The organism is Sphingopyxis sp. MG (assembly GCF_002953155.1).
Lineage (GTDB): Bacteria > Pseudomonadota > Alphaproteobacteria > Sphingomonadales > Sphingomonadaceae > Sphingopyxis > Sphingopyxis granuli.
This window is the reverse complement of record NZ_CP026381.1, coordinates 1,804,481-1,831,426: the sequence shown is the minus strand read 5'-3', so window position 1 is coordinate 1,831,426 and position 26,946 is coordinate 1,804,481. Positions and strand designations below refer to the sequence as shown.

The window sequence follows — 26,946 nt, the reverse complement described above, 5'->3', positions numbered from 1 at the left end:
AGACAAGAATCTGGAGTGCCGGTTTTGATTCCATCAAAACCGAACGCACTCCAGGGCCGATCGGGACCGGTTGTGGGTGGGGGTGTTTCGAACGCGTGCGGGTTGCTCTGGCTCTTGTCTACATCGCGGTCCTGCACGGGATCGTGGCGCTCGCGCTGCTGCGCCCCGACCTGATCGACGCGCAGCGCTGGCGCGCGTCGTGGCTCCAGCCCGAACCGAGCGCCTATGGCGCGCAAAGCCACCGCCTGTTCCGTGCCATCGACGCCGACGCGGCGCCGGGCCGGTTGCTGCTGGCCGGCGACAGCCAGTTGCAGCGGCTCGACACCGCGGCGCTCGATATGCCCGCCTATAATTTCGCCGCGGGCGGCGACACGATGCGCGACGTCGCGCGGCGCATCGCCGACTATCGCCAGCCGGGCGAGGCGAAGGCGGTGGTGCTGTGGGCCGGCGTTAACGACCTGCTGCGCGGCCGCGACCCCGAAGCGGTGCGCGCGGCGTTCGAGCAGGCGGAGGCCGCCATCCCGGCCCCGACTCCGATCCGGCTCGTATCGATCGCACCTGTTGGAGCGAAGCCGCCCCGGCACGACCTGCAGCGCGCCATTGCGCGGACCAATGCGCTGCTGGCGCAGGCGTGCCGCGCGCGCTGCCGCTTCGTCGACGTGACCGCCGGGCTTGCCGGTGCCGACGGCGCACTCCGGCCGGCCTACGACAGCGGCGACGGCCTGCACCTGAACCGTGCCGGCGGACTGGTGGTGGCGGCTGCGATCAACGGCCTGCCGGTGGCGGCGCGATGAGCGGTGAGGCGCCGAAAATCCGGCTCCAGAGCCTCGACATCATGCGCGGCCTCGCCGCGCTCGCGGTGCTGCTGTTCCACTACAGCGTCATCCTGCCGCGCTTCGCCCCGGCAGCGCGGCCGATCCCCATCGCCTTCGAAGCGGGCGGCTATGGCGTCCACCTGTTCTTCGTCGTGTCGGGCTTCGTCATCCTGATGTCGCTCGAACGCAGCAGTGCGTCGCAATTCCTGATCTCGCGCTTCACGCGGCTCTATCCCGTCTATTGGCTCGCCTGCCTGCTGACCTTCGCGGTGCTGACCTCGTCGCACTGGATTGCCTACAGCGTCAGTGCGGGCGAATTCCTGATCAACCTGACGATGATGCAGTCCTTCGTGCGGGTCGGGGCGGTCGACGGCGTCTACTGGAGCCTTGCCTATGAGCTGGGTTTCTATGCCTTTCTCTTCACCGCCCTGCGGCTCGGCGGCGCGCGGATCGTTTCGATCCTGCCGCATTACATGGTGGCGGGGGCGGCGCTGTTTTCGGTCGCCGCGCCCTATATCCCGCATCCGCTGCACCTGTTGCTGATGCTCAACCAATATGCCGACCTGTTCGGCTGCGGTCTGGCACTCTACCTGCTGCGCACGCGCGGCTTTTCGCTCGCGCAGGCGGCGATCCTGCCCGCGACGCCGCTGGTCGAGGCGCTTTACGATGGCTGGCACGGGCTGATCGTCGTCGGCCTGATCGTGCTGGCGATGAGCTTCGCCTGCCTGACCCGCTGGCAGCCCGGACGCCTCGCGAGACCGCTGACCTGGCTCGGCGGCATTTCCTATGCGCTCTATCTGACGCACCAGATGCTCGGATACGCGCTGATCGCGCACCTGCAGGAGCTGGGGGTCGGACCCTGGGTGTCGTTCGCGGTCGCGCTGGGCTGTGCGCTGCTGCTCGCGCATCTGCTGACCCATTATTGGGAGCGCCCGGTGTCGGCGTGGATGAAGCGCCGGCTGACGGCGTGGGCCGCGCGCGTCCGCACTCCGCTTGCCGCGCGGGCGCCGTCCGGCTGATCCGCCGCCACCGGGCTTGGCAGCGCCGCGCGATTGTCCCATGATCGGCGTGAGAGGATGGGAGAAAGAGATGCGAGTCCACCAGCTGCCGCACGCCCTTGGCCTTGGGATCGCCGCCGTGGCGATGCTCGCGGCCTTCCCCGCGGGGGCAAAGACCATATCCGTCGCGCCCGGCGGCCCCGACGCCAACGAGGCTTTGCAGGAAGCGCTGATCCTGGCCGAGCCCGGCGACATCGTCGAACTGGGCGCCGGGGTGTGGAAGCTGACCGACGGGCTCTCGCTCGATGTCGACAAGGTCACGCTGCGCGGCGCGGGGACGAAGGAGGGCACCGGCTCGATCCTCGATTTCTCCGACCAGCAGGGGGCGGGCGAGGGGCTGCTCGTCACTTCCGACGACGTGTATCTGACGAATTTCGCGGTGCTCAACACCAAGGGCGACGGAATCAAGTCGAAGGGCGCCGACCGCATCGTCTATCACCGGCTGCGCGTCGAATGGACCGCGGGGCCGAAGGAGACCAACGGCGCCTATGGCATCTATCCGGTCGAGAGCAGCGACGTGCTGATCGACAGCGTCTATGTCCGCGGCGCGTCGGACGCGGGCATCTATGTCGGCCAGTCGCGCAATATCGTCGTGCGCGATTCGATCGCGACCGAGAATGTCGCGGGGATCGAGATCGAGAACAGCTTCGACGCCGACGTCCACGACAATGTCGCGACGAAGAACACCGGCGGCATCCTTGTCTTCGACCTGCCCAGCCTGCCGCAGCAGGGTGGGCACAATGTCCGCGTCTTCGACAATGTCGTCAACGACAACAGCACCCCCAATTTCGCACCGAAGGGCAATATCGTCGCGAGCGTCCCCACCGGCACCGGCGTGCTGGTGATGGCGAACAGCCGGGTCGAGATATTCGACAATGTGTTCGAGAACAACGGCACCGCCAATGTGATGATCGTCGGCTATCGCTATCCCTATCAGGACGACAAATATCAGCCGCTGCCCCGCGACATCGCCGCGTGGAACAACGAGCATGGCAAGGCCGGGTTCGCACCGGCGTTTCCGGGCGGGGCGGAGATCGCGGCGGCGATGGGCGGCGCGATCCCCCCGGTGCTGTGGGACGGTGCGGGGAGCGCGATCGTCAACGACGACGTCGCCGTGCTGTCGCTGAACCTGCCCGACGTATCGACGCCGCAGAGCGAGGCGAAGCCGTCGCCCGCCGACCTGAAAGGCGAGGCGCCGACGCCGCTTCCCGGCATCACGCTGCCCGCGGCGATGGAGGCGAAGGTCCGGTGAGGCGCGTCGCCGCCGCGCTGGCCGCCGCGCTGCTGTGTGCGAGCGGCGCGGTCGCGGTGTCCGAACCGGGGCCGCAGCAGGCGGTGATCGACGGCGATACGATGCCGCGCAAACTGTCCGAATTCGGCCTGTTTCGCGTCGGCACCAGCGAGCCGGTCGGCGGTCTGCTGCCCTATACGCTGCACACCCCGCTGTTCAGCGACTATGCCGAGAAGCACCGGCTGATCTGGATCCCGCCGGGCCAGCATGCCGAGGTGGCCGACGATGGCGCGATCGCCTTTCCGCTCGGCACCGTGATCGTCAAGAGTTTCGGCTGGCCCGACCGGGCGGGCGGCGCTCCGCTCGAGACGCGGCTGCTGATCCACCGTGCGGACGGCTGGGCGGCGCTGCCCTATATCTGGGACGCCGATGGGAAGGACGCGACGCTGGCGCTGGCCGGGCGGCGGGTTCCGGTGACGTTCCGGAGCCCCGACGGCGAGGCGCACAGCATCCGGTACGCGGTGCCCAACAAGAATCAGTGCAAGGAATGCCACAGCAAGGCGGGCGCGATCGTCCCGATCGGGCCGAAGGCGGCGAACATCGATTTCGGCGCGGCGGCGGCGCGCGGCGATGTCGCGCGGTTCCTGACCGGCCCGGCGCGGCCGGTCGCGCCGATGCCGCGCTGGGACGATCCGGCGAGCGGATCGCTCCATGACCGCGCGCGCGCCTATCTCGACGCCAATTGCAGCTATTGCCACAACCCCGAGGGTAGCGCGTCGAACAGCGGGCTGTTCCTGCGCTGGACCGACCCGGTGGGCGTCAATTACGGCGTCGGCAAGCGCCCGACCGCCGCGGGACGCGGCAGCGGCGGGATGGAGTTCGCGATAAAGCCCGGCGATCCCGACCACAGCTTCCTCATCTACCGCCTCGAAAGCCTCGACCCCGGCATCGCGATGCCCGAGATCGGGCGCTCGACCGTGCACAGGGAAGGCGTGGCGCTGCTGCGGCAATGGATAGCGGAGATGCCGAAAGGCGAGTGATGGCCGGACATACCGTCCGCTGCTTTTCGCCGGATGCTTGCCAAGAGCGCCAAACTGACCCTAGGTCGGGCCATGACCTCGCTCGTCCTCCACGATTATTTCCGCTCCTCGGCCAGCTATCGCGTCCGCATCGCGCTGAATCTGAAGGGACTCGCCTATGAGCGCGTCGAGATCAGCCTGATCGCGGGCGAGCAGAAGAGCGACTCCTATCTCGCGCAGAATGCGCAGGGCTTCGTGCCGCTGCTCGTCGCCGACGGGCAGACGATCATCCAGAGCCTCGCGATCATCGACTGGCTCGACCGCGCCTTTCCCGAACCGCGGCTGATCCCCGATGACGCGATGCCGCGCGCGGTCGCGCTCGCGCAGGCGCAGGTCGTCGCCTGCGACATCCACCCGCTCAACAATCTGCGCGTGCTCAAATATCTGAAGCGCGACCTCGGGCTCAACGAGCAGACCAAGGACCGCTGGTATCGCCACTGGATCATCGAGGGCTTCGACGCGCTCGAGGCGATGGCGGGCGACGGCCGCTATCTTGGCGGCGAAACGCCCGGAATCGCCGACTGCTGCCTGGTGCCGCAAATGTACAATGCGCGGCGGTTCGATGTGCCGCTCGATGCCTATCCGCGGCTCGTCGCCATCGACGCGGCGTGCACGGGGCTGGACGCGTTCCAGCGGGCGCACCCCGACGCGGTGAAGGCGGCATGATCCGGCTCCTCGCGGGGGTCGCGGCGCTGGCGCTGCCGGTGACGGCGCTGGCCGAGGAGACCGGCGACCAGGACATCGTCGTCACCGGCGCGGGATTGCTGCGACCGGCGCCGGGCGACGGGGCGCAGGGCGTGGCGGTGCTGCGCGATCTCGACCCCGGCCTCGGCTCGCGCATCGAAAACCGGCTGCGCGACGAGGCGGGGATCGTCCAGTTCCGGCGCTCCGACGGACGCACCGCGCATCCGACGAGCCAGGGCGTGACGCTGCGCGGGCTCGGCGGCAATGCGTCGAGCCGCGCGCTGGTGACGCTCGACGGCGTGCCGCAGGCCGACCCCTTCGGCGCCTGGGTCGCGTGGAGCGCCTATGACGCGATCCGGCTCGGCGGCATCGTCGTCGCGCGCGGCGGCGGCAGCGGCGCCGACGGGCCCGGCGCGCTCGCCGGCACGATCGGCCTCTATTCCGAAATGGCGGACGGCATCGAGGCGAGCTTCGCCCACGGCAGCCGCGACGGCTGGGACGCGACGCTCAGCGCCGGAGCGCGGCTCGGCGCCGGGCAGGTCGCGATCGACGGGCGCTACAGCCGCGGCGACGGCTTCGTGCCCGTAACGGCGGGACAGCGCGGCGCGGTCGATCGGGCGGCGCCTTATGAGCAGGGTGGGCTCGGCGTGCGGCTGCGGTTCGACGCGGGCGCCGACAGCCGGGTCGAGGCGAGCCTGCGCGGCTTTTCCGACCGGCGCGACCGCGGCGTCGATTTCACCACCAGCCGGATCGATGGGGTCGATGCCAGCCTGCGCTTCGTCCACGACCCGGCGGGCGCGACCCAGTGGCTGGCGCTCGCCTATGTCCAGCAGCGCGATTTCGACAGCGGTTTCGCCAGCGTCGCGGCGGATCGGAACAGCGTCGCGCCGGCGCTGTTCCAGCGCGTGCCCGCGACCGGACTCGGCGGGCGCGTCGAATTGCGCCCGGCGATCGGCGACGCCAATCCGCTGCGGGTCGGCGTCGACTGGCGTCGGACCGTCGGACGTACCGAGGAGGATTATTTCTTCACCGGCCTCGTCCCCGGCCGCCATCGCGTCGCGGGCGGCAGCAGCGACACGCTCGGCACATTCGCCGAATGGACCTCCGGCGATCCGCACGAAGCTTTCCTGTGGACCGTCAGCGGACGCCTCGACCGCTGGTGGCTCGCGGCGGGCTATCGGCACGAGTATAATTTCGGCGGCCCGCCGATCAGCGATGCGACCTTCGCGGCGCGACAGGGATGGGAAGGCAGCGGGCGCATCGGGCTGCGCTGGACCGCGAACGGCTTTTCGCTGCGCGCCGCGGGTTATCGCGGCTGGCGCCTGCCGACGCTTAACGAGCTCTATCGCCCCTTCCGCGTCGGCGCCGACGCGACCGCTGCGAACGAACTGTTGAAGCCCGAGCGATTGTGGGGCGGCGAAGTCGGCGCCGATTGGCAGGGCGGTGGAACGAAGCTGTCGGCGACGCTGTTCGCGAACCGGCTGTCGAATGCGATCGCCAACGTCACGCTCGCCACCGGTCCCGGCAATTTCCCCGGCGTCGGCTTCGTCGCGGCGGGGGCGACTTACAGCCAGCGGCAGAATCTCGACGCAATCGACAGCAAGGGGGTCGAGGTCAGCGCCGAGCAGGCGATCGGCCCCGCGGTGCTGCGCGCAACCTGGGCCTATACCGACGCGCGCGTCGATGCTTCCGGAGCAGCCGCGGCGCTCGACGGACGGCGCCCGGCGCAGATCGCGAGGCACGGCGCCAGCCTGTCGCTGCGCGACAATGGCGGCGGCCCCTTCGGCGGCTTTGCGACACTGCGCTATATCGGCGCGCAGAATGAGGACGACCTCGGCCTCCAGCGGCTGGGCGACGCGCTGACGCTCGACGCCGGGCTGTCGTGGCGGCTTTCCGGCGTGATCGGGATCGAGGCGCGCGGCGAGAATCTGTTCGACGAGCCGGTGCCCGCCGCCATCTCCTCCTCGGGGATCGTCGAGCGCGCGACGCCGCGCACCTTGTGGATCGGCACGCGCATCAACTTCTGATCGTCACGGTAACTTCGGACCTTCACAGCGCCGGGTTTGGCGATAAGAAAGGGCATGCCACCCAAGACCCTCAACCTCGACCAGTTCCTGCCGTATCGGCTGTCGATCGCGTCCAATTCGCTGTCGAGCCGGATCGCGGCCGAATATCAGAGCCGGTTCGGCCTCAAGATTCCCGAATGGCGGCTGATGGCCGTGCTCGGCGAAGGGCGGCCCAAGACGCAGCGCGAGCTGGTCGCGGCGACGCGGATGGACAAGGTGACGGTCAACCGGGCGGCAAAGGCGCTCGCCGATCGCAACCTGATCGCGCGGCAGGCGCACGAGGCCGACCGGCGCTCGCATCATCTGGAACTGACCGAGACCGGCCGCTCGCTTTACGATGCGATCGTTCCCGCGGCGCTGGCGACCGAGGCGCGGCTCGAATCGCATATCAGCGCCGCCGAGCGCGCGACGCTGATGACGATCCTCGCCAAGCTGACCGCCGCCGCCGAAGATTATGGCTGATCGGACCTATCGCGCCGCGCCTCCCGACGCGCTGCGCGTCGAACCGCTCGGCGACCTCACCCTGATCTTCGACCGGCGCTCGACGCAGACGCATATCGTGGTTTCGCCGATGCCTGAGATATTGGCGGCGATGGGTGCCGACGGCTGCAACGCCGCCGCGGTCGCCGCGCGGCTGGCAGCAGCATTCGACCTCGGCGACGCGGACGGCGCGCAGGCGCTCGTCGCCGAACGGCTCGTCGAACTGGCGGAACTGGGGCTGGTGGCGCCGGTGTGAGATATGGAACGCGCCTCGCGGTCGGCCCGGTGCAGTTCCGCATCGGCAGCGACTGGGCGGCGCCGATCGCCGCGCTGAACCGTCTCTACGCCGGCTATCCCGGCGACGAAGACCGCCCTGCCGACGCCACCGTGCGGCTGTTCGCGGCGCGGCCGTGGCGGCGCTGGCTGCGCCCATCGGTGCAGATCGGCGGCGACTTCACCGTTCCCGATGCGCTGCCGCTGCCCCTGTCGATGGGGCTGCTCGCGGCGGAGATGGGGATGAACCTGCAGGTCGCGCTCGGCTGGCGCCGCCACCTGCTGCTCCATGCGAGCGCGGTGGCGAAGGACGGACGCGCGGCGATCCTGTCGGGCGAATCGGGATCGGGCAAATCGACGCTCGCGGCGCTGCTCGGCGAGGACGGTTGGCGGCTGATGGGTGATGAATTCACACTGGTCGATCCCGCGAGCGGCGACGCGCTGGCGTTCCCGCGCGCCGTCAGCCTGAAGAACGCGGCGATCGCCGAGGTTGCGGCGCGGGTCGATCGCGCGCGCCTCGGCCCGTTGCTCGCGGGCACCCCGAAGGGCGACATCCGCCACCTGATACCGCGTGCCGACGCCGTCGCGGCGATGCACGATCCGGTGCGCCCGGCGCTGCTCCTCTTCCCGCGCTTCGGCGGCGAGGCGGCGGTCGAGCCGATGGGCGAGGGGGAGGCCTTCGTGCGCCTGACCGAAGCCTCGACCAACTATGTCGCGCTCGGCGAAACCGGTTTTGCCGCGCTGCTGCGGCTGGTGCGCGAGACGCCGGCCTTTGCCGTCTCCTATCCCGACAGCGCCACCGGCATGGCGCTCGTCGACCGGCTGTGGGCGGAGGCGGCGCGGTGAGCGCGGTGCGCGATCTCGTCGCGTTGCTTGCCGGGCGGCAGGACCCGGCGGCGCTGGCGCCGCGCGCGTGGGACGGGGTGATCTCGGTGGCGCGGGCAGAGGCCTTGCTGGGCACGCTGGCCTGCCGGCTCGCCGATGCGCCGCTGCCGCCGCCGGTCGCCGCGCTCTTTGCCGACCAGCGCGCGGCCGTCGCGGTCGCGCAGGCCCAGGCATTGTGGGAAGCCGAAATGGCGCGCCGGGCGCTGACGTCCGAACGGCTCGAATTCGTGCTGCTCAAGGGTACCGCCTATGCGGCGGCGGGGCTGTCGTGCAGCGAGGGGCGGCAGATCGGCGACCTCGACATATTGATCCCGTGGCACGAGGTCGGACGAGTCGAGAACGAACTGCTCGAATCGGGGTGGGAATGGGTGAAGTCGGACCCCTATGACGATGCCTATTATCGCGAGCATATGCACGAACTGCCGCCGATGATCCATCGCAGCCGCGACCGCATGATCGACGTCCACCACACCATCCTGCCGCGCACGCACCGCCGGACGCCCGATCCGCTGGTGCTGGTCAGCGAGGCGGTCGCCACGGCGGACGGTTTCACGGTGCTGTGTCCGGTCGACATGGTGTGTCACTGCGCCGCGCACTTGCTGGCCGACGGCGACCTGCAGGGCGGTCTGCGCAACCTGTGGGATTTCCACTGCCTGACGCGCGATTTCGCGGCCGCCGATCCGGATTTCTGGGACCGGCTCGCGGCGCGCGCGGACAAACACGAACTGGGGCCCGAGGTCGCCCGCGCGGCGCGGCTGGCGCATGCGCTTTACGGCGCGACGCTTCCGGCCGGGTGGAGCCAGCCGCGCGCGGCGGACCGCCTCTATGTGCGCCGCCTGCTCGCGCGCGACGATTGGGGACGCCCCACCGACTTTCTATTGCAGCAGGCCTTCTATATCCGCTCGCACTGGATGCGCATGCCGCCGGTCCTGCTCGCGCGGCACCTGTGGACCAAGTGGCGCCGCAATCAATAGGGTCTGTCCCTGTTCATCGGATGCCGGCGAGCAGCGGCACCAGTTCGGCATAGTCGTCGATCACATGATCGGCGCCCAGTTCCTCGACCGGCTGGTGCAGGAAGCCGAAGCTGACCGCGACGCTGGTCGCGCCCGCGCCGCGCGCCGCCATGACGTCGAAGATGCTGTCGCCGACAAAGGCGGTGCGCCCGCCGCCGCATGCTTCGATCATCGCGCGGATCGGTTCGGGCGACGGCTTGCGCTTTCCGGGCCCCAGCGTGTCGCCGCCGATGATCGTCGCCATGCGATCGGCGAGCCCCAGGTCCCCGAGCAGTTGGCGTGCGAGGTCTTCGGCCTTGTTAGTCATCACCGCGGTCCGGACGCCGAGCGCGTCGAGGCGGTCGAGCGCCGCGAGCAGGCCGGGGAAGGGACGGCTGTGGACCGCGATGTGCGCCCGGTAATAGGCGATCAATTCGTCGTAGAGGCGCGGTGAGGCATCGGCGGGGACGCCACCGGTCGCCGCGAGTCCCTGTTCGAGCATATGCGCCGCGCCCAGCCCGACCATCGGCCGCACCGCCGCGACATCCTGCGGCGGCCGCCCCGCGACGCCCAGCGCGTGGTTGAGCGCGGCGGTCAGGTCGGCCAGCGTGTCGATCAACGTGCCGTCGAGATCGAAGCCGACGATGCGAAAGGGAAAGTCGCTCATGCGCGCTGCCATGGCGCGACGGTCTGGAAACCGCAATGATTTGCTGGCATGGCGGGGCGCATGAGCAACGCCTCCCTCCCGCCCGTCGCCGCCGTCATCCTTGCCGCCGGCAAGGGCACCCGCATGAAGTCCGACCTTCACAAGGTGCTCCACCCGATCGCGGGGCGGCCGATGCTGCTTCACCTGATGGACAGCTTTGCCGCGCTGGCCCCGGCGGCGACCGTGGTCGTCGTCGGCGACAAGCGCGAACAGGTCGAATCCGCGCTGGCCGGCACCGGTGCGGTGACGGTCGTTCAGGATCCCCAATTGGGGACCGCGCACGCGGCGCTACAGGCGCGTGAGGCGCTTTCCGGGTTCGGCGGCATGATTCTCGTCTGTTTCGGCGATTGTCCGATGCTGGCCGCCGATACCGTGCTGCGCTTGTGCGCGGCGCTCGACGCGGGCGCGCGGGTCGCGGTGCTCGGGTTCCGGCCCGCCGATGCCGCGGCCTATGGACGCATCATCGCCGATGCCGACGGAACGGTCCGCAAGATGGTCGAATATAAGGACGCCACCGCCGAGGAGCGCGCGGTCGATCTGTGCAATTCGGGAGTCATCGTCGCGCGTGCGCCCGATATGTGGCGCCTTCTCGACGCCGTCGGCAACGACAACGCGCAGGGCGAATATTATCTGCCCGACGTGGCGACGGGCGCGATCGCCGAAGGAGCCCGTGTCGTCGCGATCGAGACCGGCGCCGACGAAGTCGCCGGCATCAACAGCCGCGCCGAACTCGCCGCCGCCGAGGCGCAGTGGCAGGCGTTCAAACGGGAGGAGGCGATGGCGGCTGGCGTGTCGCTCAAGGCGCCCGACACCGTCTGGTTCTCGTGGGATACCGAAATCGGCCGCGACGTGACGGTCGAACCCAATGTCTTCTTCGGCCCCGGCGTGCGGATCGCCGACGGCGCGACGATCCGCGGCTTCAGTCATATCGAGGGCGCGGAGATCGGCGCGGGCTGCGAGGTCGGGCCGTTCGCACGGCTGCGCCCCGGAACCGTGCTCGACGAAAAGGCGAAGATCGGCAATTTTGTTGAGACCAAGAAGACGCATCTGGGCAAGGGCGCCAAGGCGAATCATCTGACCTATCTGGGCGATGCGACGGTCGGCGCGGGGGCCAATATCGGCGCGGGCACGATCACCTGCAACTATGACGGCTATTTCAAATATCGTACCGAGATCGGCGAGCGCGCCTTTATCGGATCGAACAGCGCGCTGGTCGCGCCGGTGCGGGTTGGTGCCGACGCGATCGTCGGTGCGGGCAGCACGGTGACGCGTGACGTCGGTGACGGTGAACTGCGCTTGGTGCGCGCCGAACAGTCGGTCAAGCCCGGCTGGGCCGACCGCTTCCACGACGCGATGCGCAAGAAGAAGGCGGCGGAGCAGAAAACATGAGCGACCGGTACGAGAACAAGCCCTTCCTGCGCTTCGTCGACGCCTGGGTGCTGAAGGCGATCGGCCACCTCGACCAGGCGACCGAAGCCTATTGCACCGCGATGGAGCCGCAGCTTCATCAGAGTTTCAACACCACCGGCCGCTGGCCGGAGATCGTCGCGAAGCAGATGAACTTCACCCCCGAGCTTCCGGCGCAGATCCGCAAGATATGGACCGACGGCAAGGCGCGCTTCGAGGCGGGAAACGGCGAGGCGGCCGACCCCGTGCAGTTCGCGATGATTTTCGTCGACCGGACCATGGGCGGCGGAGCGCAGGGTTGACATGATATCATGATATGATATCAGTATATCATGACTCGCATACTCGCCGATTTGCCTGATGAGGATATCAAATGGCTCGACCAGCTTGCTGTCGAGCAGGGGAAGTCCCGCGCGGCGATCCTGCGCGAAGCGGTGGCGGCTTATCGACCGCAAACGCCGCTGGACTGGATCGAGGCCGGTTTCGGGGCGTGGAAGGATCGGACCGACATCGGCGACGCCGTTGAGTGGCAGCGGCGTGAGCGCGCCGGATCGACACGACCTTGGGACCCGGATTATCCGGAAGTGCGGGCGGAATTTCCCGATCTGTTCGACGAGCAGGATGATCGCGAATATGAAATTCACACAGCCTGGCTGGCCGAACAGGGAATAAAGCCCGGCGAAACCCATCCCGATCCGGCAAAGGCGATGCAGACCCGGCTGGGCACCAAAGCGAAACCGAAGAAGCGCGCGAAGAAGTGAGCGGCTTTGCTTTCGACAGCAATATCGTCATCGACTTGCTGCGCGGGTTTCCCCAGGCGCGCGCCGAGTTGGAACGCGCCGCGCAAAGGGGGCGGGTCTGGATCAGCCGGGCGGTGTGGATCGAGGTCATGTCCAAAGGCGAGGGCGACGGTCTGCGGCGCGCGGAAATCCTGCTGTCCGGTTTCGGGGTTGATGAAATCGACGCCGAAATCGGGGAGCGCGCCGCTGCGCTGCGGCGTGAGCGGTTTCGGCTCAAAGCCATGGATGCGATCATACTGGCGACCGCGCTTACGCGCGGTCGTGTTCTGGTCACGCGAAATATAAAGGATTTTCCGGCGGCGATGCCGGGCATCCGTGTCCCCTACACCCTATAGAAAGACTGTCGCCCATGTGCGGAATCATCGGAATTATTGGCAAGGCCCCCGTGGCGGACCGCCTTGTCGACGGACTCAGGCGGATGGAATATCGCGGTTATGACTCGGCGGGCGTCTGCACGGTCGAGGGCGGCGAACTGATCCGCCGCCGGGCCGAAGGCAAGCTGGGCGGACTCGTCAAGGAACTGGCCGCGCATCCGGCGCCGGGGACCGTCGGCATCGCCCACACACGCTGGGCGACGCACGGCGCGCCGACGACGAACAACGCCCACCCGCACGCGACGGGCGAGGTGGCGCTCGTCCACAACGGCATCATCGAGAATTTCCGGCCGCTGCGCGAGGCGCTGACCGCGCGCGGGCGCCGCTTCGAGAGCGATACCGATACCGAGGTCGTCGCGCATCTGGTCTCCGAGCGGATCGAGGCGGGGCAATCGCCCGAAGAGGCGGTGAAGGCGGTGCTCCCCGAACTGCGCGGCGCCTTCGCGCTCGCCATCGCATTCCGCAACCATCCCGACCTGCTGATCGGCGCGCGGCTCGGCTCGCCGCTCGTCGTCGGCTATGGCGACGGCGAGACCTATCTCGGTTCCGACGCGCTGGCGCTGGCGCCGCTCACGCAGAAGATCGCCTATCTGGAGGAAGGCGACTGGGTCGTCATCACGCGCGACGGCGCGCGGATTTTCGACCGCGACAACAACCCCGTCGAGCGCGACATCACCACATCGGGCGTCACCGCGACGGCGATCGAGAAGGGCAACTACCGCCACTTCATGCAAAAGGAGATTTTCGAGCAGCCGACCGTCGTCGCGCAGACGCTCGCTTCCTATATCCGCCCGCTCGAACAGACGGTGGCGCTGCCGCAGATGGATTTCGACCTGTCGCGGATCGACCGCATCACCATCGTCGCCTGCGGCACCAGCTTCTACGCCGGCATGGTCGCCAAATACTGGTTCGAGCAGTTCGCGCGTGTGCCCGTCGACATCGATGTCGCGTCGGAGTTTCGCTATCGCGACCCGGTGCTCCAGCCCGGCGGGCTCGCGCTCTTCATCTCGCAGTCGGGCGAGACAGCCGACACGCTCGCGGCGCTGCGCCATTGCAAGGCGCAGGGGCAGACGATCGCGGTCGTCGTCAACGTCCCGACCAGCAGCATGGCGCGCGAGGCAGACCTGCTCCTCCCGACCCATGCGGGGCCGGAGATCGGGGTCGCGTCGACCAAGGCCTTCACCTGCCAGCTCGCGGTGCTTGCCGCGCTCGCGGCGCATCTCGCGCTGCGCAAGGGGAAGCTCGACGCTGCGCAGGAACGCGAGATCGTCCGGCATCTGATCGAGGCGCCCGCCGCGCTCAACGCCGCGCTCGCCCACGACGAGGAGATCGCAGAAATGGCGCCGCTCGTCGCGCCGGCGCGCGACGTGCTCTACCTCGGCCGCGGCCCTGACTATCCGCTCGCGCTCGAGGGCGCGCTCAAGCTCAAGGAAATCAGCTATATCCACGCCGAAGGCTATGCCTCGGGCGAGATGAAGCACGGGCCTATCGCGCTCATCGACGAAGCGGTGCCGGTGATCGTCCTCGCCCCCTCCGGCCCGCTGTTCGAAAAGACCGTCAGCAACATGCAGGAGGTGATGGCGCGCGGCGGCAAGGTCGTGCTGATCAGTGACGCCGAAGGCCTGGCCGAAGCGGGCGAGGGCTGCATGGCGACGATCGAGATGCCCAAGGTCCACCCGCTGATCGCACCGCTCGTCTACGCCGTGCCGGTGCAATTGCTGGCCTATCACGTCGCGGTCGCCAAGGGGACGGACGTGGACCAGCCGCGTAATCTGGCGAAATCGGTCACGGTGGAGTGACGGGAGTTTTCGTCGCCCGCAATTCGCGATGGCGGCTCCTGCTGCTGCTCTTGGGGGGCGTCGCGTTTGTCGTCCTCGGCATCTGGCTGGCGGGGATCGCGAGGCAACCGCTCAAGCCGGGCGTGGAATGGATCGGCTGGCTGTCGGTCCTGTTTTTCGGTGCCTGCTCAATTCTGATATTCACGCGGTTGTTCGACAATCGCGACCAGATCAGAATTTCGTCCAGTGGCCTCTATTATCGCCAATGGTCCGAACAGACGATTCCGTGGGAGGAGATCGTCGAGATTTCCGTCTGGCAGTTCCGGCGTCAGAGGTTCATCGTTCTCCGCCTCGTCCGGCCGGATCGATATCCGTCGACCAATTTCACCGGAAAGATGGCGGGAGCGAACCGAATGCTCACCGGCGGTGACATCACCGTTAATCTGACCGGGCTGGATCGCGGGTTCGACGAGGCTTGGGCCGCGATCGAATATTATCGCGGCGCATGCCGTCGCCCCGCTTCCCCACCATTGGCCTTGGAGGGCTTCGGACGCCACCGTGTATAGCGCCGTCATCTTCGATTTCGACGGCGTCATCGCCGACAGCGAGGTGCGCGCGAACCGGACGCTTGCCGAAAGCCTGACCGCCATCGGGCTGCCAACGACCTATGAAGAATGCCTGCGCGACTATTGCGGGCATAATTGGCAGGAGACCGAGCGCCGGATCGTCGTGCGGCTCGGGCGGCCGTTGCCGCACGATTTCCGCGAGAGGCATCGCGAGCGGGCGCAGAAGCGTTTTGCCGAAGGTTTCGCGCCGGTGCCGGGGGCGCCCGAATTCCTCGAATCGCTGGGCTGCCTGCCGCGCGCTATCGCTTCGTCGAGCAGCCCCGCCTATATCGCCGCGTCGCTCGATCGCTTCGGACTCGCGCGCCATTTCGGACACCACGTCTACAGCGCCGACGGCTGGGCCCGCGGCAAGCCGCATCCCGACATCTATCTCGCCGCCGCGAACGGGCTGGGCATAGATCCCGCGGCCTGCCTCGCAATCGAGGATTCGCCGACCGGTGCGCGGGCGGCGCTCGCGGCGGGGATGACGGTGATCGGCTTCTGCGGCGGCGGCCATATCCTCGACCGCGCGGCGCACGGGGACGTGCTGCGCGGCGTGGGCGTGCATCATGTCGCGCATGGCTATGACGAGGTGCTGTTGCACGCCTGATGCCTGCTCCCTTCGGGGGGAGGGTATTCGCACCACCCTTTCCTATTATCCGTGGCCGTGCTTAGCTGCCCGTGTAACCATTGGCCTCCGCCACGCGATTTCAGAGCGAAGTTGCGCAGTTTTTCGCGCCTTTCGGAGAATCGCTTTACGCGGCCGCAGCCTTTGGCGCTCCGGCGCGTATCGGCGCCGGGGAAGAGAGAGGGAAGAGGAGAGAGCCATGTGCGACGAATTCACCGAAGCCGATCTCGACCGCGCCGGGCTTCCCGTCCGGCGGCGCGCGTTCGGCGCCCTGATCGGGGCGGGAGCGGTGGCCTCGATGCTGCCGGCGGCCGCCTGTGCCGCGGGGTCCGTGAAGGGGCGCGACGTGACGATTGCGACCGACGACGGCACCGCCGATGCCTATTTTACCGCGCCCGGAGAGGGCCGGCATCCGGGCGTGCTGATCTGGCCCGACATTCGCGGCCTGCGCCCGGCTTTTCGCCAGATGGCCGACCGATTGGCGGGCGAAGGCTATGCGGTGCTGTGCGTGAATCCCTTCTATCGCTGGGCCAAGGCGCCGGTCGTCTATCCCGGCCATGATTTCGACGACCCCGGCGTGCGCGACGCGCTGTTCGGCTATCTGAGACGGTTCGATCGTGCGACGGTGCAAACGGATGCGAAGGCGCATCTCGCCTTTCTCGATGCGCAGGCCGAGGTCGATACGGGGCGGGGCATCGGCACCGCGGGCTATTGCATGGGTGGGCCGATGGTCATCTACACCGCGGCGCTGAACCCGGGGCGCGTCAAGGCAGCAGCCAGCTTCCACGGCGCCTCGGTCGGGACCGACAAGCCCGACAGCCCGCATCTGCTGATTCCCGAAACGCAGGCCGGCTTCCTGTTCGCGATCGCCGACAATGACGATCAGAAGGACCCGGAAGAAAAGGTCCGGCTGAACGCGGTGCTCGATCCGCGCCCCCAATGGCACGAGGTCGAGGTCTACAAGGGCGCGATGCACGGCTGGTGCCCGCCCGACGGCCGCGCCTATGACGAAGCGGCGGCGGAGAAGGCGTGGGGACGGATGCTCGAACTGTTCAAGGCCGCGCTATAGTTTTTGATCACGGCATTGCGACCCCGGACCTGATCCGGGGGAAGCAATCCAGGGCGGGTTTACGCCAGCTCTGGATTGCCGCGTCGCCTTCGGCTCCTCGCAATGACGAGGTTACCCCATCGGGTATAGGATGTCCTTGCCGACCTTGTTCAGCGCCTTCATCACATCGTCACCCAGCACAAGGTCGATCGCATCGAGGATCGGGTCGACCTGGTCATAAGCGCTCACGCCTACGATCGTCGAGGCGACGAAATCATGCTGCTTCGACCAGGCGGTCGCCATCGTCACCGGATGCAGCCCCGCCTCTTCGGCGATGGCGAGGTAGCGTTCGGTCGCGGCGAGACTCCGGTCGTTCACGAAACGCCGCCCCATCGCGGCCTGCCGGCCCTCCATCGCCAGATAGCGCGAGAAGCGCGCGCCCTCCGGCCGTGCACCGTCCTGATATTTCCCCGACAGCACGCCGCCGGCGAGCGGCGAATAGGGGATCAGGCTGACGCCTTCCTGTCGGCAGACCTGCGCGAGCTCGTCCTCGAAGCGGCGGTTGTTGAGGCTGAAATTGTTCTGGATCGTATGATAGCGCGCGCCGCCCAGCCGCTCGGACGCCGCGAGCGCCTTCATCAGGCCCCAACTCGTCTCGTTCGAACAGCCGAGGATGCGCACCTTGCCCTCGCGCACCAGTTCGTCGAGCGCGTCCATCATCTCGTCATAAGGGGCGTCATGATCGGGCCAGTGCGTCTGGTAGAGGTCGATATAGTCGGTCTGGAGCCGCGTCAGGCTGCCCTCGATCGCCGCGCGGATATGGTGACGGTCGAGCGCGGTGGTGCCGCCGCGGCACGGCGATTTGAACCAGACGTGGCTCGGCCCGGACACCTTGGTCGCGAGAATGATCGCGTCGCGCGGCTTCGTCTTCATCCAGCGGCCGACGATCTCCTCGGTGCGGCCGACCCATTTGATGTCGGGCGGCACCGGATATCCCTCTGCCGTGTCGAAGAAATTGATGCCCGCCTCGAAGCAGCGGTCGAGTACCCGGAACGCGGTCGCTTCGTCGGCCTGGCTGCCGAAGGTCATCGTGCCCATGCAGATGTCGGTGACGTGGATGGCGCTCTGGCCGAGGCGGCGGGTCTTCATGGGCTGGGGTCTCCATCATTGTTCGGGGCCGAGGCGACTTGGAACGTCGGACATTAATTTGGTGCCACCCCTCTTCCGTTCGTGTCGAGCGAAGTCGAGACACCTATCGACCTTGCGCTCTGTCGTTGGGTGTCTCGACTTCGCTCGACACGAACGGGAAAGATAATTCGGATATGACGGACGACGCTGTAGGTTGCGAAACGCAACGTTGCAATCGGAGGGGCGGGCACCCAATTAGGGCCGATGCTGAAACTCGCCTTCCTCGACCTCGTCCCCGTCACCGACAATGGGACGGTCGCGCAATCGCTCGCCAACGCCGCCGATCTGGCCGGCCATGCGGAAGAACTCGGCTATTCGCGCTATTGGGTCGCCGAGCATCACGGCATGGCGGGGATTGCGAGCGCCGCGACCTCGGTCGTTCTGGCGCATATCGGCCATGCGACGCGGACGATCCGCATCGGTGCGGGCGGCATCATGCTGCCGAACCATGCGCCGATGGTGATCGCTGAGCAGTTCGGGACGCTCGAGGCGCTGTTTCCCGGCCGCGTCGACCTGGGGCTCGGCCGTGCGCCGGGGTCGGACCAGCGCGTCGCGCAGGCGCTGCGGCGCAACCTTGCGAGCGACGAGCGCCAGTTCCCGCAGGACGTCGTCGAGTTGCAGGCCTTCCTCGCGGGCGACGAACGGCTCGGTATCCGCGCGGTGCCGGGAGAGGGAACGCACATCCCGCTGTGGATATTGGGGTCGAGCCTGTTCGGCGCGCAACTCGCGGCGATGCTGGGCCTGCCCTATGCCTTTGCCAGCCATTTCGCGCCCGACGCGCTCGACGAGGCCCTGGCGCTCTATCGCCGCCAGTTCAAGCCGTCGGCGCAGCTTTCCGAACCCTATGCCATGGCGGCGTTCAACGTCTTCGCGGCCGACACGCGCGAGGAGGCCGAATATCTCGCCTCGTCGCAGCAGCAGGCGTTCGTGGCGCTGCGCACCGGCAATCCGGGTCGCATGCCGCCGCCGCGCGCGGGGTACACGGACAGCCTGCCGCCGAATGCGCGCGCGATCCTCGACCATGTGCTGCAATGCTCGGCGGTCGGGACGGTCGAGGATGTCGCGGCGGGGCTGAAGGCGTTCGTGGCGCGCACCGGTGCCGACGAGGTCATCGTCGCATCCTCGATGTACGACCATGACGCGCGCAAGCGCTCGCTGGCGCTGGCGATGGAGGCGGCGAAGAGCCTTTAGCCCGCCGTGTTGACGCGCCTCCCGCCGCGGCGGTATAGGAGCCGCCCGACCAAGGGCGGCCCGGATGCGGTCGCCTTTTTCCTTTTATCTGTCTGGAAAGGTGCTGTGCCATGTCGATCACGCCGCTGATGCCCGTTTACCCCCGGTGCGGTGTGCGTCCGGTGCGCGGCGAAGGCGCCTATCTGATCGGCGAGCGAGGCGAGCGCTATCTGGATTTCGCCAGCGGCATCGCGGTCAACCTGCTCGGCCACGGGCACCCGCACCTGACCAAGGCGATCCAGGATCAGGCGGCGACGCTGATGCATGTATCGAACCTTTACGGGAGCCCGCAGGGCGAGGCGTTTGCGCAGCGCCTTGTCGACAATACGTTCGCCGACACCGTCTTCTTCACCAATTCGGGCGCCGAGGCGGTCGAATGCGCGATCAAGACCGCGCGCGCCTATCATTCGAGCGCGGGCAACGCCGAAAAGCATGTCCTGATCACCTTCAACAATGCCTTCCACGGACGAACGCTGGCCACGATCTCCGCAACGAACCAGGAAAAACTGCGCAAGGGCTTCGATCCGCTGCTTCCGGGTTTTGCCTATGCGCCGTTCGACGACCTCAACGCCGCGCTCGACCTCGTCGACGACAATACGGCGGGGTTCCTGGTCGAGCCGGTGCAGGGCGAGGGCGGCATCCGCCCCGCGTCACAGCCTTTTCTGCAGGGGTTGCGCGACATCTGCAACGAACGCGATCTGATGCTGATCTTCGACGAGGTCCAGTGTGGCGTCGCGCGCACCGGCACACTCTATGCCTATGAGCAATATGACGTCGCGCCCGACATATTGGCGAGCGCCAAGGGGATCGGCGGCGGCTTCCCGATGGGCGCCTGCCTGGCGGCCGAAAAGGCGGCGCGCGGCATGACGTTCGGCACGCACGGTTCGACCTATGGCGGCAACCCGCTGGCGATGGCGGCGGGACAGGCGGTGTTCGACGTGATCCTCGAGGAAGGGTTCCTCGATCAGGTCAAGGCGACCGGCGAGCGCCTGCGCGGCGCGCTCGAACAGATGATCCCGAACCACGACGACCTGTTCGAAAGCGTCCGCGGCATGGGGCTGATGCTCGGGGTCAAGCTCAAGGTGGAAAGCCGGGCCTTCGTCGCGCACCTGCGCGACAACCACGGGCTGCTGACCGTGGCGGCGGGCGACAATGTCGTGCGCGTCCTGCCGCCGCTCAACATCGAACAGCATCATATCGACGAATTCATCGAAAAACTGTCGGCGGGGGCGGCGAGCTATACGCCGCCGGAAAGCTGATGCGGCATTTCCTGAACCTGTCCGACGCCGGCGGCGACGCGATCGCGGCGATGCTGGCCGATGCGATCGACCGCAAGGCGGCGCGCGCCGGCTGGCCCAAGGGCAAGCCCGACGCCGATGCGCCGCTCGCCGGCCATGTGCTCGCGATGATCTTCGAAAAGAACTCGACCCGCACCCGCGCCTCCTTCGACATCGCGATCCGCCAGCTCGGCGGTTCGGCGATGGTCATGGACGCGGGGTCGATGCAGCTCGGGCGCGGCGAGACGATCGCCGATACCGCGCGGGTGCTGTCGCGCTATGCCGATGCGATCATGATCCGCACCGACGATCATGCCAAGGTCGAGGACATGGCGGCGCATGCATCGGTGCCGGTGATCAACGGGCTGACCGACCTGTCGCATCCCTGCCAGATCGTGGCCGACCTGCTGACGCTCGTCGAACATGGCAAGGCCCTGCCGGGGCTCGAACTCGCATGGCTGGGCGACGGCAACAATGTCCTGTCGTCGCTGATCGAAGCGGCGGGGCTGTTCGGTTTCCATATCCGCGCCGGCTGCCCACAGGGCTATGAGCCCGATCCAGGCTTCGTCGAGGCGGCGCGGGCGCGCGGCGTCCGCATCGACCTCTTTTGCGACGCGCGCGAGGCGGCGGCGGGTGCCGATGTCGTCGTCACCGACACCTGGGTGTCGATGGGGCAGGCGCATGCGCATAACAAACTCGCCGCGATGGCGCCCTTCCAGGTCGACGAGCGACTGATGGAGGAGGCGAAGGCGGACGCGCTGTTCCTGCATTGCCTGCCCGCGCATCGCGGCGAGGAAGTCGTCGACGCCGTGATCGACGGCCCGCAATCGCGCGTGTGGGACGAGGCGGAAAACCGCGTCCACGCCCAGAAATCGGTGCTGCTGTGGGCGCTCGGCCACCTATGAGCGAGGCGCCGGAAAGCTGGTTCGACCAGCCGCTGGTCTTCACCATCGCCGACCGCCATGTGCGCGGGCGGCTGGTGCGGCTCGGCCCGACGCTCAACCGGATCATGGCGGCGCACGACTATCCGCCGGTGGCCGAAAGGCTGCTGGCCGAGGCGCTGGCGCTGACGGTGCTGCTCGGCTCGACGCTCAAGGACGAGCGAAGCCAGCTTACCTTGCAGGCGCAGACGGGGGGGGGGGCGGTTGAGCTGCTGGTTTGCGATTATCGTGGCGGCGAGCTGCGCGGATATATGAAGTTCGATGCCGAGCGGCTGGCGGGAATCGGCCCGGATCCGAGCCTGTTCGCGCTGTTCGGCGAAGGCTTTCTCGCGATCACCTTCGACCATGCGGTGACCGGCGAGCGCTATCAGGGCATCGTTCCGCTCGAAGGCGCGTCGATCGGGGAGGCCGCGGAGCATTATTTCGAGCAGTCCGAACAGATCCCGAGCCTGATCCGCCTCGCGGCCCGGCGCGATCCGGAGGCGGGCTGCCTCGCGGGCGGCCTGCTGCTCCAGCATCTGCCCGAGGGCGAGGCGGGGCGCGACCGGCTGCACCTGCGGCGCGAGCATCCCGAATGGGAGCATGCCCGCACCATCGCGGCGACGCTGAGAGACGAGGAGCTGACCGACCCCGCGACCTCGCTCGAAACGCTGGCATGGCGCCTCTATCACGAGGATGAGGTGCGCGTGGAACCGGGCACGATGGTGTCGCGCGGGTGCCGGTGCAGCATCGAGCATTTTTCCGGGGTGCTGGCGCAGTTTCCCGAAGCCGAGCGGCGCGAGATGGCCGACGAAGGGGGCGTGATCCCGGTCGATTGCGCCTTCTGCTCGCGCATCTTCCCGATCGCGCTCGACGACATCGCGGCGCGCGATTGAGCCGGTGCGGTCCCGAAACGGGGCGACGAAACGACGCTATTCAGCGCCAAGCGGTTGAAACCGCGCCCTCGTCTTGCTAACGGACTGTCCACAGGGTCGCGTTTTGCCCGGGTGCGGGCAGCCGGTGGACAAGGTGGAAATGGCGATCTTCTCTCCCTTCATGCGATGGATTTCGATGAGCGCGGCGGTGGCGGCGGGTGCGACCGCTGTGCCCGCGCAGGCGCCGTCGCTGGCGATGCTCGACCGGCTCGAAAAGGGAAGCTGGCAGCTTCGCGAGCGCGGCAGCGACAAGGTCATGCAGACGCTGTGCGTCGGCGATGCGCGGCGGATGATCCAGGTCTATCACCCGCGCTCGGGCTGTTCGCGCTATGTCATCGAGGACACGCCCAATTCGGTGACGGTCCATTACACCTGCCCCGGCGCCGGGCACGGCCGCACCACCATTCGCGCCGAGACCAACCGCCTCGTCCAGATCGACACGCAGGGAATCGCCGAAGGACGGCCCTTTTCGCAGGCGATCGAGGGACGCCGCATCGGCGGCTGCTGAACCGCGTTAAGCGGGCCTTAACCTTCTTCCTTCACAAAGGGAGACAGAGCCGATGTGTGGTTCTTCTTCCTAAAGGCTTTCATGCCAAACTGGGCCGTGCGGCAAAGGCTGCGCGGCCCGTTTCCTTTGTCGGCGCGGGCCTTGCGCGGGCGCCGCCGCGAGCGTAACGGGCGGCGCATGCAGGACCTTGCCGGAAAGCCTTTGGTCGTCCTTTTGTCGGGCGGCCTCGATTCGATGGTCTGCGCGGGCCTCGCGCGCGAGGCCGGGGCGCGGATCGTCGCGCTCACCATCGATTATAACCAGCGCCACCGCGTCGAACTCGAATCGGCGGCGCGGATCGCCGCCGCGGTCGGCGCGGACGAGCATATCGTGCTGCCGCTCGACCTGCGGCGCTTCGGCGGGTCGGCGCTGACCGCCGACATCGCGGTGCCGAAGGACGGGGTGGGGGAGGATATTCCCGTCACCTATGTCCCGGCGCGCAACCTGATCTTCCTGTCGCTGACCCTGGGCCTTGCCGAAGCGCGCCGCGCGGCGGATATCGTGATCGGCGTCAACGCGCTCGACTATTCGGGTTATCCCGACTGCCGCCCCGAGTTCATCGCCGGCTTCGAGGCACTCGCGCGGCTCGCGACGCGCGACGGCGACCAGGGCGTCGCCTTTCGCATCCATGCGCCGCTGCAATATATGTCGAAGGCCGATATCGCGGCCGAGGCGGCGCGGCTCGGCATCGACGCGGGGATGAGCTGGTCCTGCTATGACCCGACGCCCGACGGCCTGCATTGCGGGCTGTGCGACAGCTGTCGCCTGCGCAGCAAGGGATTTGCCGAGGCGGGGCTGACCGATCCGACGCGCTATGCGGTGAAGCCCCCGGCATGAGCTATGCGGTCAAGGAGATTTTCCTGACCCTGCAGGGCGAAGGCGCCCGGTCGGGGCGCCGCGCGGTGTTCTGCCGCTTTGCCGGATGCAACCTGTGGACCGGTCGCGAGGTCGATCGGGCGAAAGCGGTATGCCGCTTTTGCGATACCGATTTCGTCGGCACCGACGGAACGCTGGGCGGCAAATATGCCGACGCTGCGACGCTGGCGGCGGCGATCGCGCGAAGCTGGGGTGAGGCGCGCGATCGTCGCTATGTCGTGCTGACCGGCGGCGAACCGATGCTGCAGGTCGACCGGGCGCTGATCGACGCGCTGCACGGCGAAGGTTTCACGATCGCGATCGAGACCAACGGCACGCTGCCGGTTCCGCGCGCCATCGACTGGATCTGCGTCAGTCCGAAGGCGGGAAGCGAACTGGTCCAGACGAGCGGCGACGAACTGAAACTGGTCTGGCCGCAGCCGGGCAGCGACGTCGGGCGTCTGGCCGGCCTCGATTTCGCACATCGGCTGATCCAGCCGCTCGACGACGCGCATGCGGCCGACAATGTACGCGCCTGCATCGAGCTGGTGATGCGCGATCCGCGCTGGCAGCTGTCGCTCCAGACGCACAAGCATCTGGGGCTGCGCTGACCGGCGGATCATGGGGAAGGCCGCGGGTGTCGACCTGGGTTCCAGGCGCGACGATCTGGATCGACCTGCTTGCGTCATTGCGAGCGGAGCGAAGCAATCCAGGGTGGTTTACGCACACTCTGGATTGCCGCGTCGCTTCGCTCCTCGCAATGACGATTCCAACGCATGACATCAGGCTCTAAATTCTTCCCCTTCAAGGGAGGGCCGGGAGCCAGCGGCCTTGCGCAAGGGTTCGAGCCCCCACCCCAACCCCTCCCCTGAAGGGGAGGGGCTTACCATGCCGCCTCGACCCTGAAACAAGCTGGCGATTATCGCTTTCCGGCGAGGGGCTGTTCCCCGGCGAAAGCCGGGGTCCATGTGGGGCAGCGCCATGCCATCTGGACCCCGGCTTTCGCCGGGGATCAGGCCGTTATCTGCCTGAGGGGCCTGTAGGCTGGCATCGCCTGCCGTTTTCTTCGCCGCAGCGCCGGAGGGCCGGAGGAGAGCCGGGCCATGGATGCCGAAACGGGTTCAGCGTGACGACATTCGGCAAAGGATCGGGTCAGCCCTTTTTGGCTGCGCTTTCCGGGGTGACCGCCTTGCGCGCCGCGGGCATGTCGACCGCGTCGGGATTGTCGTCGGCCGCGTCGGGGGCGGCATCGGCGTCGTCCGTCGCCGCCTCGTCGGGCTTGGCCGCTTCCTTCTTCGTCCCATCGTCGGGCACGCTGTTGTCGATCGCGGTGCCGTCGCCCGCGGCGTCGTCGAGGATGATCATCGAATCGCTGATCGTGCCCGGCTGCACCTCCACCGCGTCGAGCTTGGCGGTCGAGGAGCCGCCGCTGTCGCCGCCACCGCAGGCGGCAAGGGGAAGAAGCAGGAGCGAAGCGAGAAGCGAACGGTTCATGCGGGCTTCCTAATCGCTTGCCGGAAGCTTGTCGAGAAAGGCGGGCAGCGCCTGCCGCAAGGCGGCGTCGACGTCATCCATTCCCGCGTCGATGCCCAGCGCGGCGAGGCTGGTGACCGGAAATTCGGCGATGCCGCAGGGGACGATTCCGGAGAAATGCGACAGGTCGGGAGCGATGTTGAGCGCAAAGCCGTGCAGCGTCACCCAGCGCCGCACCCGGACGCCGATCGCGCCGATCTTCGCTTCGCGACCCTGCGCATCGTCGGTCCAGATGCCGATGCGCCCCTCGGCGCGCCGCGCCGCGACACCGAAAACCGCCAGCGCGTCGATCACCCAGCCCTCGAGCGCCGAGACATAGGCGCGCACGTCGCGCCCGCGCCGGGCGAGGTCCAACTGGACATAGCCGACGCGCTGTCCGGGGCCGTGGTATGTGTAGCGGCCGCCGCGTCCCGCGACATGCACCGGAAAGCGCGCTTCCAGCAGTTCGGCGGGATCGGCGCTCGTCCCGGCGGTGTAGAGCGGCGGATGTTCGAGCAGCCAGATGCGTTCGGGCGCATCGCCGGCCTGGATCGCGGCGGCGCGCCCCTCCATGTCGGCAAGCGCCTCCGCATAATCGGCAAGACCGGGCGTGACGCGCCATTCGGGCAGGACGGGGTCGGGCATGGTCGTTCCCTGCCTCGCGGTTCCCGACGACGCAAGCCCGCGCTGCGCGGCACTGCCGAGAATGCTGGACAGGAGAGGCCGGGCACGTCACTCTCCCCCCGAAAACGGAACCACCGAAGCGACGGGGTATCAATGACAAAATTCGACATGGGCGCGGCGTGGGACGATGCGGTCCAGCTACTGCGCTCCCACAGCGGCCTGACCGGCACGATCGCGGCAGTCTTTCTCTTCCTTCCGGCGCTCGCTGTCGCCTGGTTCGGCCCGGTGCCGATCGAACCGCCGAGCGGCGCGACGGTCGATCAGATCATGGCGACCTTTCGCGAGAATATCCGGCAGATGGTGCCGGGCAGCCTTATCGTGGCGCTGTTCACGATTGCCGGGACGCTGGCGATCCTGCGGCTGTGGCTGTCGCGCACCGGGACGAGCGTCGGCGAGGCGCTGAGCTTTGCGCTGACTTTGTTTCCGACGCTGGTGGTGGCGCATCTGCTGGCGGGCATCATGCTGGCGCTGGGCTTCATCCTGCTCATCGTGCCGGGACTCTATCTGGTCGGCCGGCTCGCCCTGATCGCGCCCGCGGTCGCCGACCGGCGAATCCGCAATCCCATGGCCGCGATCGGCGAAAGCTGGCGGCTGACCCAGGGCAATGCCTGGTCGATCTTCTTCTTCCTGTTCCTGGTCGCGCTGGTCTTCGGGATCGCATCGGTGATCCTCGGCAGCCTCGTCGGGCTCGTCGGCGGAACCGGCGCGGGGATCGGCCGGATCCTCAGCGGGCTTGTCGAGGCCGGGTTCGGCGCGGTTGCCAGCTTCGTTTCGATCGCGGTGTCGGCGGCGGCGTATCGCCAGCTCGCCGTGCGGCGGAGCGAACTGTTCGAATGATGGCAGGGGCCGGACAGCGGAAGCGCGGAAGCCGGTTCGGCAAGCAGGGGAG

Annotated in this window: 30 protein-coding genes; 26 read left to right on the top strand and 4 right to left on the bottom strand. The window is 67.9% G+C overall.

The features are described 5' to 3' along the window. Positions 1 to 95: 95 nt before the first annotated feature. The 10 genes from C3E99_RS08550 to C3E99_RS08505 all read left to right on the top strand — a co-directional run bounded on the left by C3E99_RS08550 (position 96) and on the right by C3E99_RS08505 (position 9,545). Positions 96 to 794 (top strand): GDSL-type esterase/lipase family protein, encoded by a 699-nt coding sequence (locus C3E99_RS08550; RefSeq protein ID WP_076075187.1) that lies wholly within the window; start codon positions 96 to 98, stop codon positions 792 to 794. Then, the gene (locus C3E99_RS08545) at positions 791 to 1,834 is read left to right on the top strand and encodes an acyltransferase family protein (protein ID WP_076075189.1); all 1,044 of its coding nucleotides are present in this window, start codon (positions 791 to 793) and stop codon (positions 1,832 to 1,834) included. The genes C3E99_RS08550 and C3E99_RS08545 overlap by 4 nt, the downstream gene beginning before the upstream one ends. A gap of 70 nt (positions 1,835 to 1,904) precedes the next feature. Next, positions 1,905 to 3,125 carry a parallel beta-helix domain-containing protein gene (locus C3E99_RS08540; protein ID WP_076075193.1) on the top strand — a complete coding sequence of 407 codons (1,221 nt, stop codon included), beginning with the start codon at positions 1,905 to 1,907 and terminating at the stop codon, positions 3,123 to 3,125. After that, a complete protein-coding gene (locus C3E99_RS08535) occupies positions 3,122 to 4,144 on the top strand; it encodes an SO2930 family diheme c-type cytochrome (RefSeq protein WP_076075196.1) in 1,023 nt (340 codons plus the stop codon). Before C3E99_RS08540 ends, C3E99_RS08535 begins: the two co-directional genes overlap by 4 nt. A gap of 72 nt (positions 4,145 to 4,216) precedes the next feature. After that, entirely contained in the window at positions 4,217 to 4,849 is a 633-nt protein-coding gene (gene maiA, locus C3E99_RS08530) for a maleylacetoacetate isomerase (RefSeq protein ID WP_076075198.1), read from the top strand. After that, a complete protein-coding gene (locus C3E99_RS08525; RefSeq protein WP_076075201.1) occupies positions 4,846 to 6,894 on the top strand; it encodes a TonB-dependent receptor in 2,049 nt (682 codons plus the stop codon). The genes maiA and C3E99_RS08525 overlap by 4 nt, the downstream gene beginning before the upstream one ends. 54 nt (positions 6,895 to 6,948) lie before the next feature. Continuing rightward, positions 6,949 to 7,395, top strand: coding sequence for a MarR family winged helix-turn-helix transcriptional regulator (locus C3E99_RS08520; RefSeq protein WP_076075203.1), 447 nt, complete (start codon positions 6,949 to 6,951; stop codon positions 7,393 to 7,395). Further along, positions 7,388 to 7,669 (top strand): HPr-rel-A system PqqD family peptide chaperone, encoded by a 282-nt coding sequence (locus tag C3E99_RS08515; protein ID WP_083675078.1) that lies wholly within the window; start codon positions 7,388 to 7,390, stop codon positions 7,667 to 7,669. The genes C3E99_RS08520 and C3E99_RS08515 overlap by 8 nt, the downstream gene beginning before the upstream one ends. Then, positions 7,666 to 8,532 carry an HprK-related kinase A gene (locus C3E99_RS08510; RefSeq protein ID WP_076075210.1) on the top strand — a complete coding sequence of 289 codons (867 nt, stop codon included), beginning with the start codon at positions 7,666 to 7,668 and terminating at the stop codon, positions 8,530 to 8,532. Before C3E99_RS08515 ends, C3E99_RS08510 begins: the two co-directional genes overlap by 4 nt. Beyond that, positions 8,529 to 9,545 (top strand): nucleotidyltransferase domain-containing protein, encoded by a 1,017-nt coding sequence (locus tag C3E99_RS08505; RefSeq protein WP_083675211.1) that lies wholly within the window; start codon positions 8,529 to 8,531, stop codon positions 9,543 to 9,545. Before C3E99_RS08510 ends, C3E99_RS08505 begins: the two co-directional genes overlap by 4 nt. Positions 9,546 to 9,558: 13 nt before the next feature. Here C3E99_RS08505 and C3E99_RS08500 read toward each other — a convergent pair whose 3' ends face one another. Next, positions 9,559 to 10,230 (bottom strand): HAD-IA family hydrolase, encoded by a 672-nt coding sequence (locus C3E99_RS08500; protein ID WP_076075213.1) that lies wholly within the window; start codon positions 10,228 to 10,230, stop codon positions 9,559 to 9,561. A gap of 48 nt (positions 10,231 to 10,278) precedes the next feature. On the opposite strand from C3E99_RS08500, the gene glmU reads away from it, so the two are divergent. From glmU to C3E99_RS08460, 8 genes are all read left to right on the top strand, one after another. Beyond that, on the top strand, positions 10,279 to 11,658 hold the full coding sequence (gene glmU, locus C3E99_RS08495) for a bifunctional UDP-N-acetylglucosamine diphosphorylase/glucosamine-1-phosphate N-acetyltransferase GlmU (protein ID WP_076075215.1): 1,380 nt from the start codon (positions 10,279 to 10,281) through the stop codon (positions 11,656 to 11,658). Beyond that, a complete protein-coding gene (locus tag C3E99_RS08490) occupies positions 11,655 to 11,978 on the top strand; it encodes a hypothetical protein (RefSeq protein WP_076075218.1) in 324 nt (107 codons plus the stop codon). Before glmU ends, C3E99_RS08490 begins: the two co-directional genes overlap by 4 nt. A 30-nt stretch (positions 11,979 to 12,008) precedes the next feature. Beyond that, a complete protein-coding gene (locus C3E99_RS08485) occupies positions 12,009 to 12,437 on the top strand; it encodes a ribbon-helix-helix domain-containing protein (RefSeq protein ID WP_083675079.1) in 429 nt (142 codons plus the stop codon). Beyond that, the gene (locus C3E99_RS08480) at positions 12,434 to 12,811 is read left to right on the top strand and encodes a type II toxin-antitoxin system VapC family toxin (RefSeq protein WP_067106948.1); all 378 of its coding nucleotides are present in this window, start codon (positions 12,434 to 12,436) and stop codon (positions 12,809 to 12,811) included. Before C3E99_RS08485 ends, C3E99_RS08480 begins: the two co-directional genes overlap by 4 nt. 14 nt (positions 12,812 to 12,825) lie before the next feature. Continuing rightward, on the top strand, positions 12,826 to 14,649 hold the full coding sequence (gene glmS, locus C3E99_RS08475) for a glutamine--fructose-6-phosphate transaminase (isomerizing) (protein ID WP_076075220.1): 1,824 nt from the start codon (positions 12,826 to 12,828) through the stop codon (positions 14,647 to 14,649). After that, positions 14,646 to 15,194 carry an STM3941 family protein gene (locus tag C3E99_RS08470; RefSeq protein ID WP_104959692.1) on the top strand — a complete coding sequence of 183 codons (549 nt, stop codon included), beginning with the start codon at positions 14,646 to 14,648 and terminating at the stop codon, positions 15,192 to 15,194. Before glmS ends, C3E99_RS08470 begins: the two co-directional genes overlap by 4 nt. Further along, entirely contained in the window at positions 15,187 to 15,843 is a 657-nt protein-coding gene (locus C3E99_RS08465; RefSeq protein WP_158682217.1) for an HAD family hydrolase, read from the top strand. The genes C3E99_RS08470 and C3E99_RS08465 overlap by 8 nt, the downstream gene beginning before the upstream one ends. A 217-nt stretch (positions 15,844 to 16,060) precedes the next feature. Further along, on the top strand, positions 16,061 to 16,930 hold the full coding sequence (locus C3E99_RS08460) for a dienelactone hydrolase family protein (protein ID WP_076075224.1): 870 nt from the start codon (positions 16,061 to 16,063) through the stop codon (positions 16,928 to 16,930). A gap of 111 nt (positions 16,931 to 17,041) precedes the next feature. Here C3E99_RS08460 and C3E99_RS08455 read toward each other — a convergent pair whose 3' ends face one another. Continuing rightward, the gene (locus tag C3E99_RS08455; RefSeq protein WP_076075226.1) at positions 17,042 to 18,058 is read right to left on the bottom strand and encodes an aldo/keto reductase; all 1,017 of its coding nucleotides are present in this window, start codon (positions 18,056 to 18,058) and stop codon (positions 17,042 to 17,044) included. 243 nt (positions 18,059 to 18,301) lie between these two features. On the opposite strand from C3E99_RS08455, the gene C3E99_RS08450 reads away from it, so the two are divergent. From C3E99_RS08450 to queE, 7 genes are all read left to right on the top strand, one after another. Further along, entirely contained in the window at positions 18,302 to 19,288 is a 987-nt protein-coding gene (locus tag C3E99_RS08450) for an LLM class flavin-dependent oxidoreductase (RefSeq protein WP_076075227.1), read from the top strand. Positions 19,289 to 19,398: 110 nt separating this feature from the next. Next, positions 19,399 to 20,586 (top strand): aspartate aminotransferase family protein, encoded by a 1,188-nt coding sequence (locus tag C3E99_RS08445; protein ID WP_076075229.1) that lies wholly within the window; start codon positions 19,399 to 19,401, stop codon positions 20,584 to 20,586. Continuing rightward, complete coding sequence (argF, locus tag C3E99_RS08440; protein ID WP_076075230.1) at positions 20,583 to 21,509, top strand: ornithine carbamoyltransferase; 927 nt, start codon at positions 20,583 to 20,585, stop codon at positions 21,507 to 21,509. The genes C3E99_RS08445 and argF overlap by 4 nt, the downstream gene beginning before the upstream one ends. Then, complete coding sequence (hslO, locus tag C3E99_RS08435; protein ID WP_104959690.1) at positions 21,506 to 22,420, top strand: Hsp33 family molecular chaperone HslO; 915 nt, start codon at positions 21,506 to 21,508, stop codon at positions 22,418 to 22,420. The genes argF and hslO overlap by 4 nt, the downstream gene beginning before the upstream one ends. Positions 22,421 to 22,544: 124 nt before the next feature. Then, positions 22,545 to 22,967, top strand: coding sequence for a DUF3617 domain-containing protein (locus C3E99_RS08430; RefSeq protein WP_083675081.1), 423 nt, complete (start codon positions 22,545 to 22,547; stop codon positions 22,965 to 22,967). Between the two features lie 177 nt (positions 22,968 to 23,144). Further along, positions 23,145 to 23,843 carry a 7-cyano-7-deazaguanine synthase QueC gene (gene queC / locus C3E99_RS08425; RefSeq protein ID WP_067106917.1) on the top strand — a complete coding sequence of 233 codons (699 nt, stop codon included), beginning with the start codon at positions 23,145 to 23,147 and terminating at the stop codon, positions 23,841 to 23,843. Then, on the top strand, positions 23,840 to 24,472 hold the full coding sequence (gene queE, locus C3E99_RS08420; protein WP_076075233.1) for a 7-carboxy-7-deazaguanine synthase: 633 nt from the start codon (positions 23,840 to 23,842) through the stop codon (positions 24,470 to 24,472). Before queC ends, queE begins: the two co-directional genes overlap by 4 nt. Positions 24,473 to 25,013: 541 nt before the next feature. Here the strand turns inward: queE and C3E99_RS08415 are convergent. Together C3E99_RS08415 and lipB are read right to left on the bottom strand one after the other, a co-directional pair. Continuing rightward, positions 25,014 to 25,355: a hypothetical protein gene (locus tag C3E99_RS08415; protein WP_076075235.1), complete on the bottom strand. Its 342-nt coding sequence runs from the start codon at positions 25,353 to 25,355 to the stop codon at positions 25,014 to 25,016. Positions 25,356 to 25,364: 9 nt separating this feature from the next. Beyond that, positions 25,365 to 26,018 carry a lipoyl(octanoyl) transferase LipB gene (lipB, locus tag C3E99_RS08410; protein WP_076075237.1) on the bottom strand — a complete coding sequence of 218 codons (654 nt, stop codon included), beginning with the start codon at positions 26,016 to 26,018 and terminating at the stop codon, positions 25,365 to 25,367. Positions 26,019 to 26,150: 132 nt separating this feature from the next. Here lipB and C3E99_RS08405 point away from each other — a divergent pair, with 132 nt between their 5' ends. Continuing rightward, the gene (locus C3E99_RS08405) at positions 26,151 to 26,894 is read left to right on the top strand and encodes a glycerophosphoryl diester phosphodiesterase membrane domain-containing protein (RefSeq protein WP_076075239.1); all 744 of its coding nucleotides are present in this window, start codon (positions 26,151 to 26,153) and stop codon (positions 26,892 to 26,894) included. Positions 26,895 to 26,946: the final 52 nt, after the last annotated feature.

Coding starts and splice junctions, on each gene's coding strand:
- C3E99_RS08455 (WP_076075226.1), bottom strand. CDS start 18,058: ATGAAGACCCGCCGCCTCGGCCAGAGCGCCATCCACGTCACCGACATC.
- C3E99_RS08515 (WP_083675078.1), top strand. CDS start 7,388: ATGGCTGATCGGACCTATCGCGCCGCGCCTCCCGACGCGCTGCGCGTC.
- C3E99_RS08445 (WP_076075229.1), top strand. CDS start 19,399: ATGTCGATCACGCCGCTGATGCCCGTTTACCCCCGGTGCGGTGTGCGT.
- glmU (WP_076075215.1), top strand. CDS start 10,279: ATGGCGGGGCGCATGAGCAACGCCTCCCTCCCGCCCGTCGCCGCCGTC.
- C3E99_RS08520 (WP_076075203.1), top strand. CDS start 6,949: ATGCCACCCAAGACCCTCAACCTCGACCAGTTCCTGCCGTATCGGCTG.
- C3E99_RS08460 (WP_076075224.1), top strand. CDS start 16,061: ATGTGCGACGAATTCACCGAAGCCGATCTCGACCGCGCCGGGCTTCCC.
- hslO (WP_104959690.1), top strand. CDS start 21,506: ATGAGCGAGGCGCCGGAAAGCTGGTTCGACCAGCCGCTGGTCTTCACC.
- C3E99_RS08545 (WP_076075189.1), top strand. CDS start 791: ATGAGCGGTGAGGCGCCGAAAATCCGGCTCCAGAGCCTCGACATCATG.
- C3E99_RS08485 (WP_083675079.1), top strand. CDS start 12,009: ATGACTCGCATACTCGCCGATTTGCCTGATGAGGATATCAAATGGCTC.
- C3E99_RS08415 (WP_076075235.1), bottom strand. CDS start 25,355: ATGAACCGTTCGCTTCTCGCTTCGCTCCTGCTTCTTCCCCTTGCCGCC.
- maiA (WP_076075198.1), top strand. CDS start 4,217: ATGACCTCGCTCGTCCTCCACGATTATTTCCGCTCCTCGGCCAGCTAT.
- C3E99_RS08490 (WP_076075218.1), top strand. CDS start 11,655: ATGAGCGACCGGTACGAGAACAAGCCCTTCCTGCGCTTCGTCGACGCC.
- C3E99_RS08405 (WP_076075239.1), top strand. CDS start 26,151: ATGACAAAATTCGACATGGGCGCGGCGTGGGACGATGCGGTCCAGCTA.
- C3E99_RS08500 (WP_076075213.1), bottom strand. CDS start 10,230: ATGAGCGACTTTCCCTTTCGCATCGTCGGCTTCGATCTCGACGGCACG.
- C3E99_RS08450 (WP_076075227.1), top strand. CDS start 18,302: ATGCTGAAACTCGCCTTCCTCGACCTCGTCCCCGTCACCGACAATGGG.
- queE (WP_076075233.1), top strand. CDS start 23,840: ATGAGCTATGCGGTCAAGGAGATTTTCCTGACCCTGCAGGGCGAAGGC.
- C3E99_RS08525 (WP_076075201.1), top strand. CDS start 4,846: ATGATCCGGCTCCTCGCGGGGGTCGCGGCGCTGGCGCTGCCGGTGACG.
- queC (WP_067106917.1), top strand. CDS start 23,145: ATGCAGGACCTTGCCGGAAAGCCTTTGGTCGTCCTTTTGTCGGGCGGC.
- C3E99_RS08540 (WP_076075193.1), top strand. CDS start 1,905: ATGCGAGTCCACCAGCTGCCGCACGCCCTTGGCCTTGGGATCGCCGCC.
- lipB (WP_076075237.1), bottom strand. CDS start 26,018: ATGCCCGACCCCGTCCTGCCCGAATGGCGCGTCACGCCCGGTCTTGCC.
- glmS (WP_076075220.1), top strand. CDS start 12,826: ATGTGCGGAATCATCGGAATTATTGGCAAGGCCCCCGTGGCGGACCGC.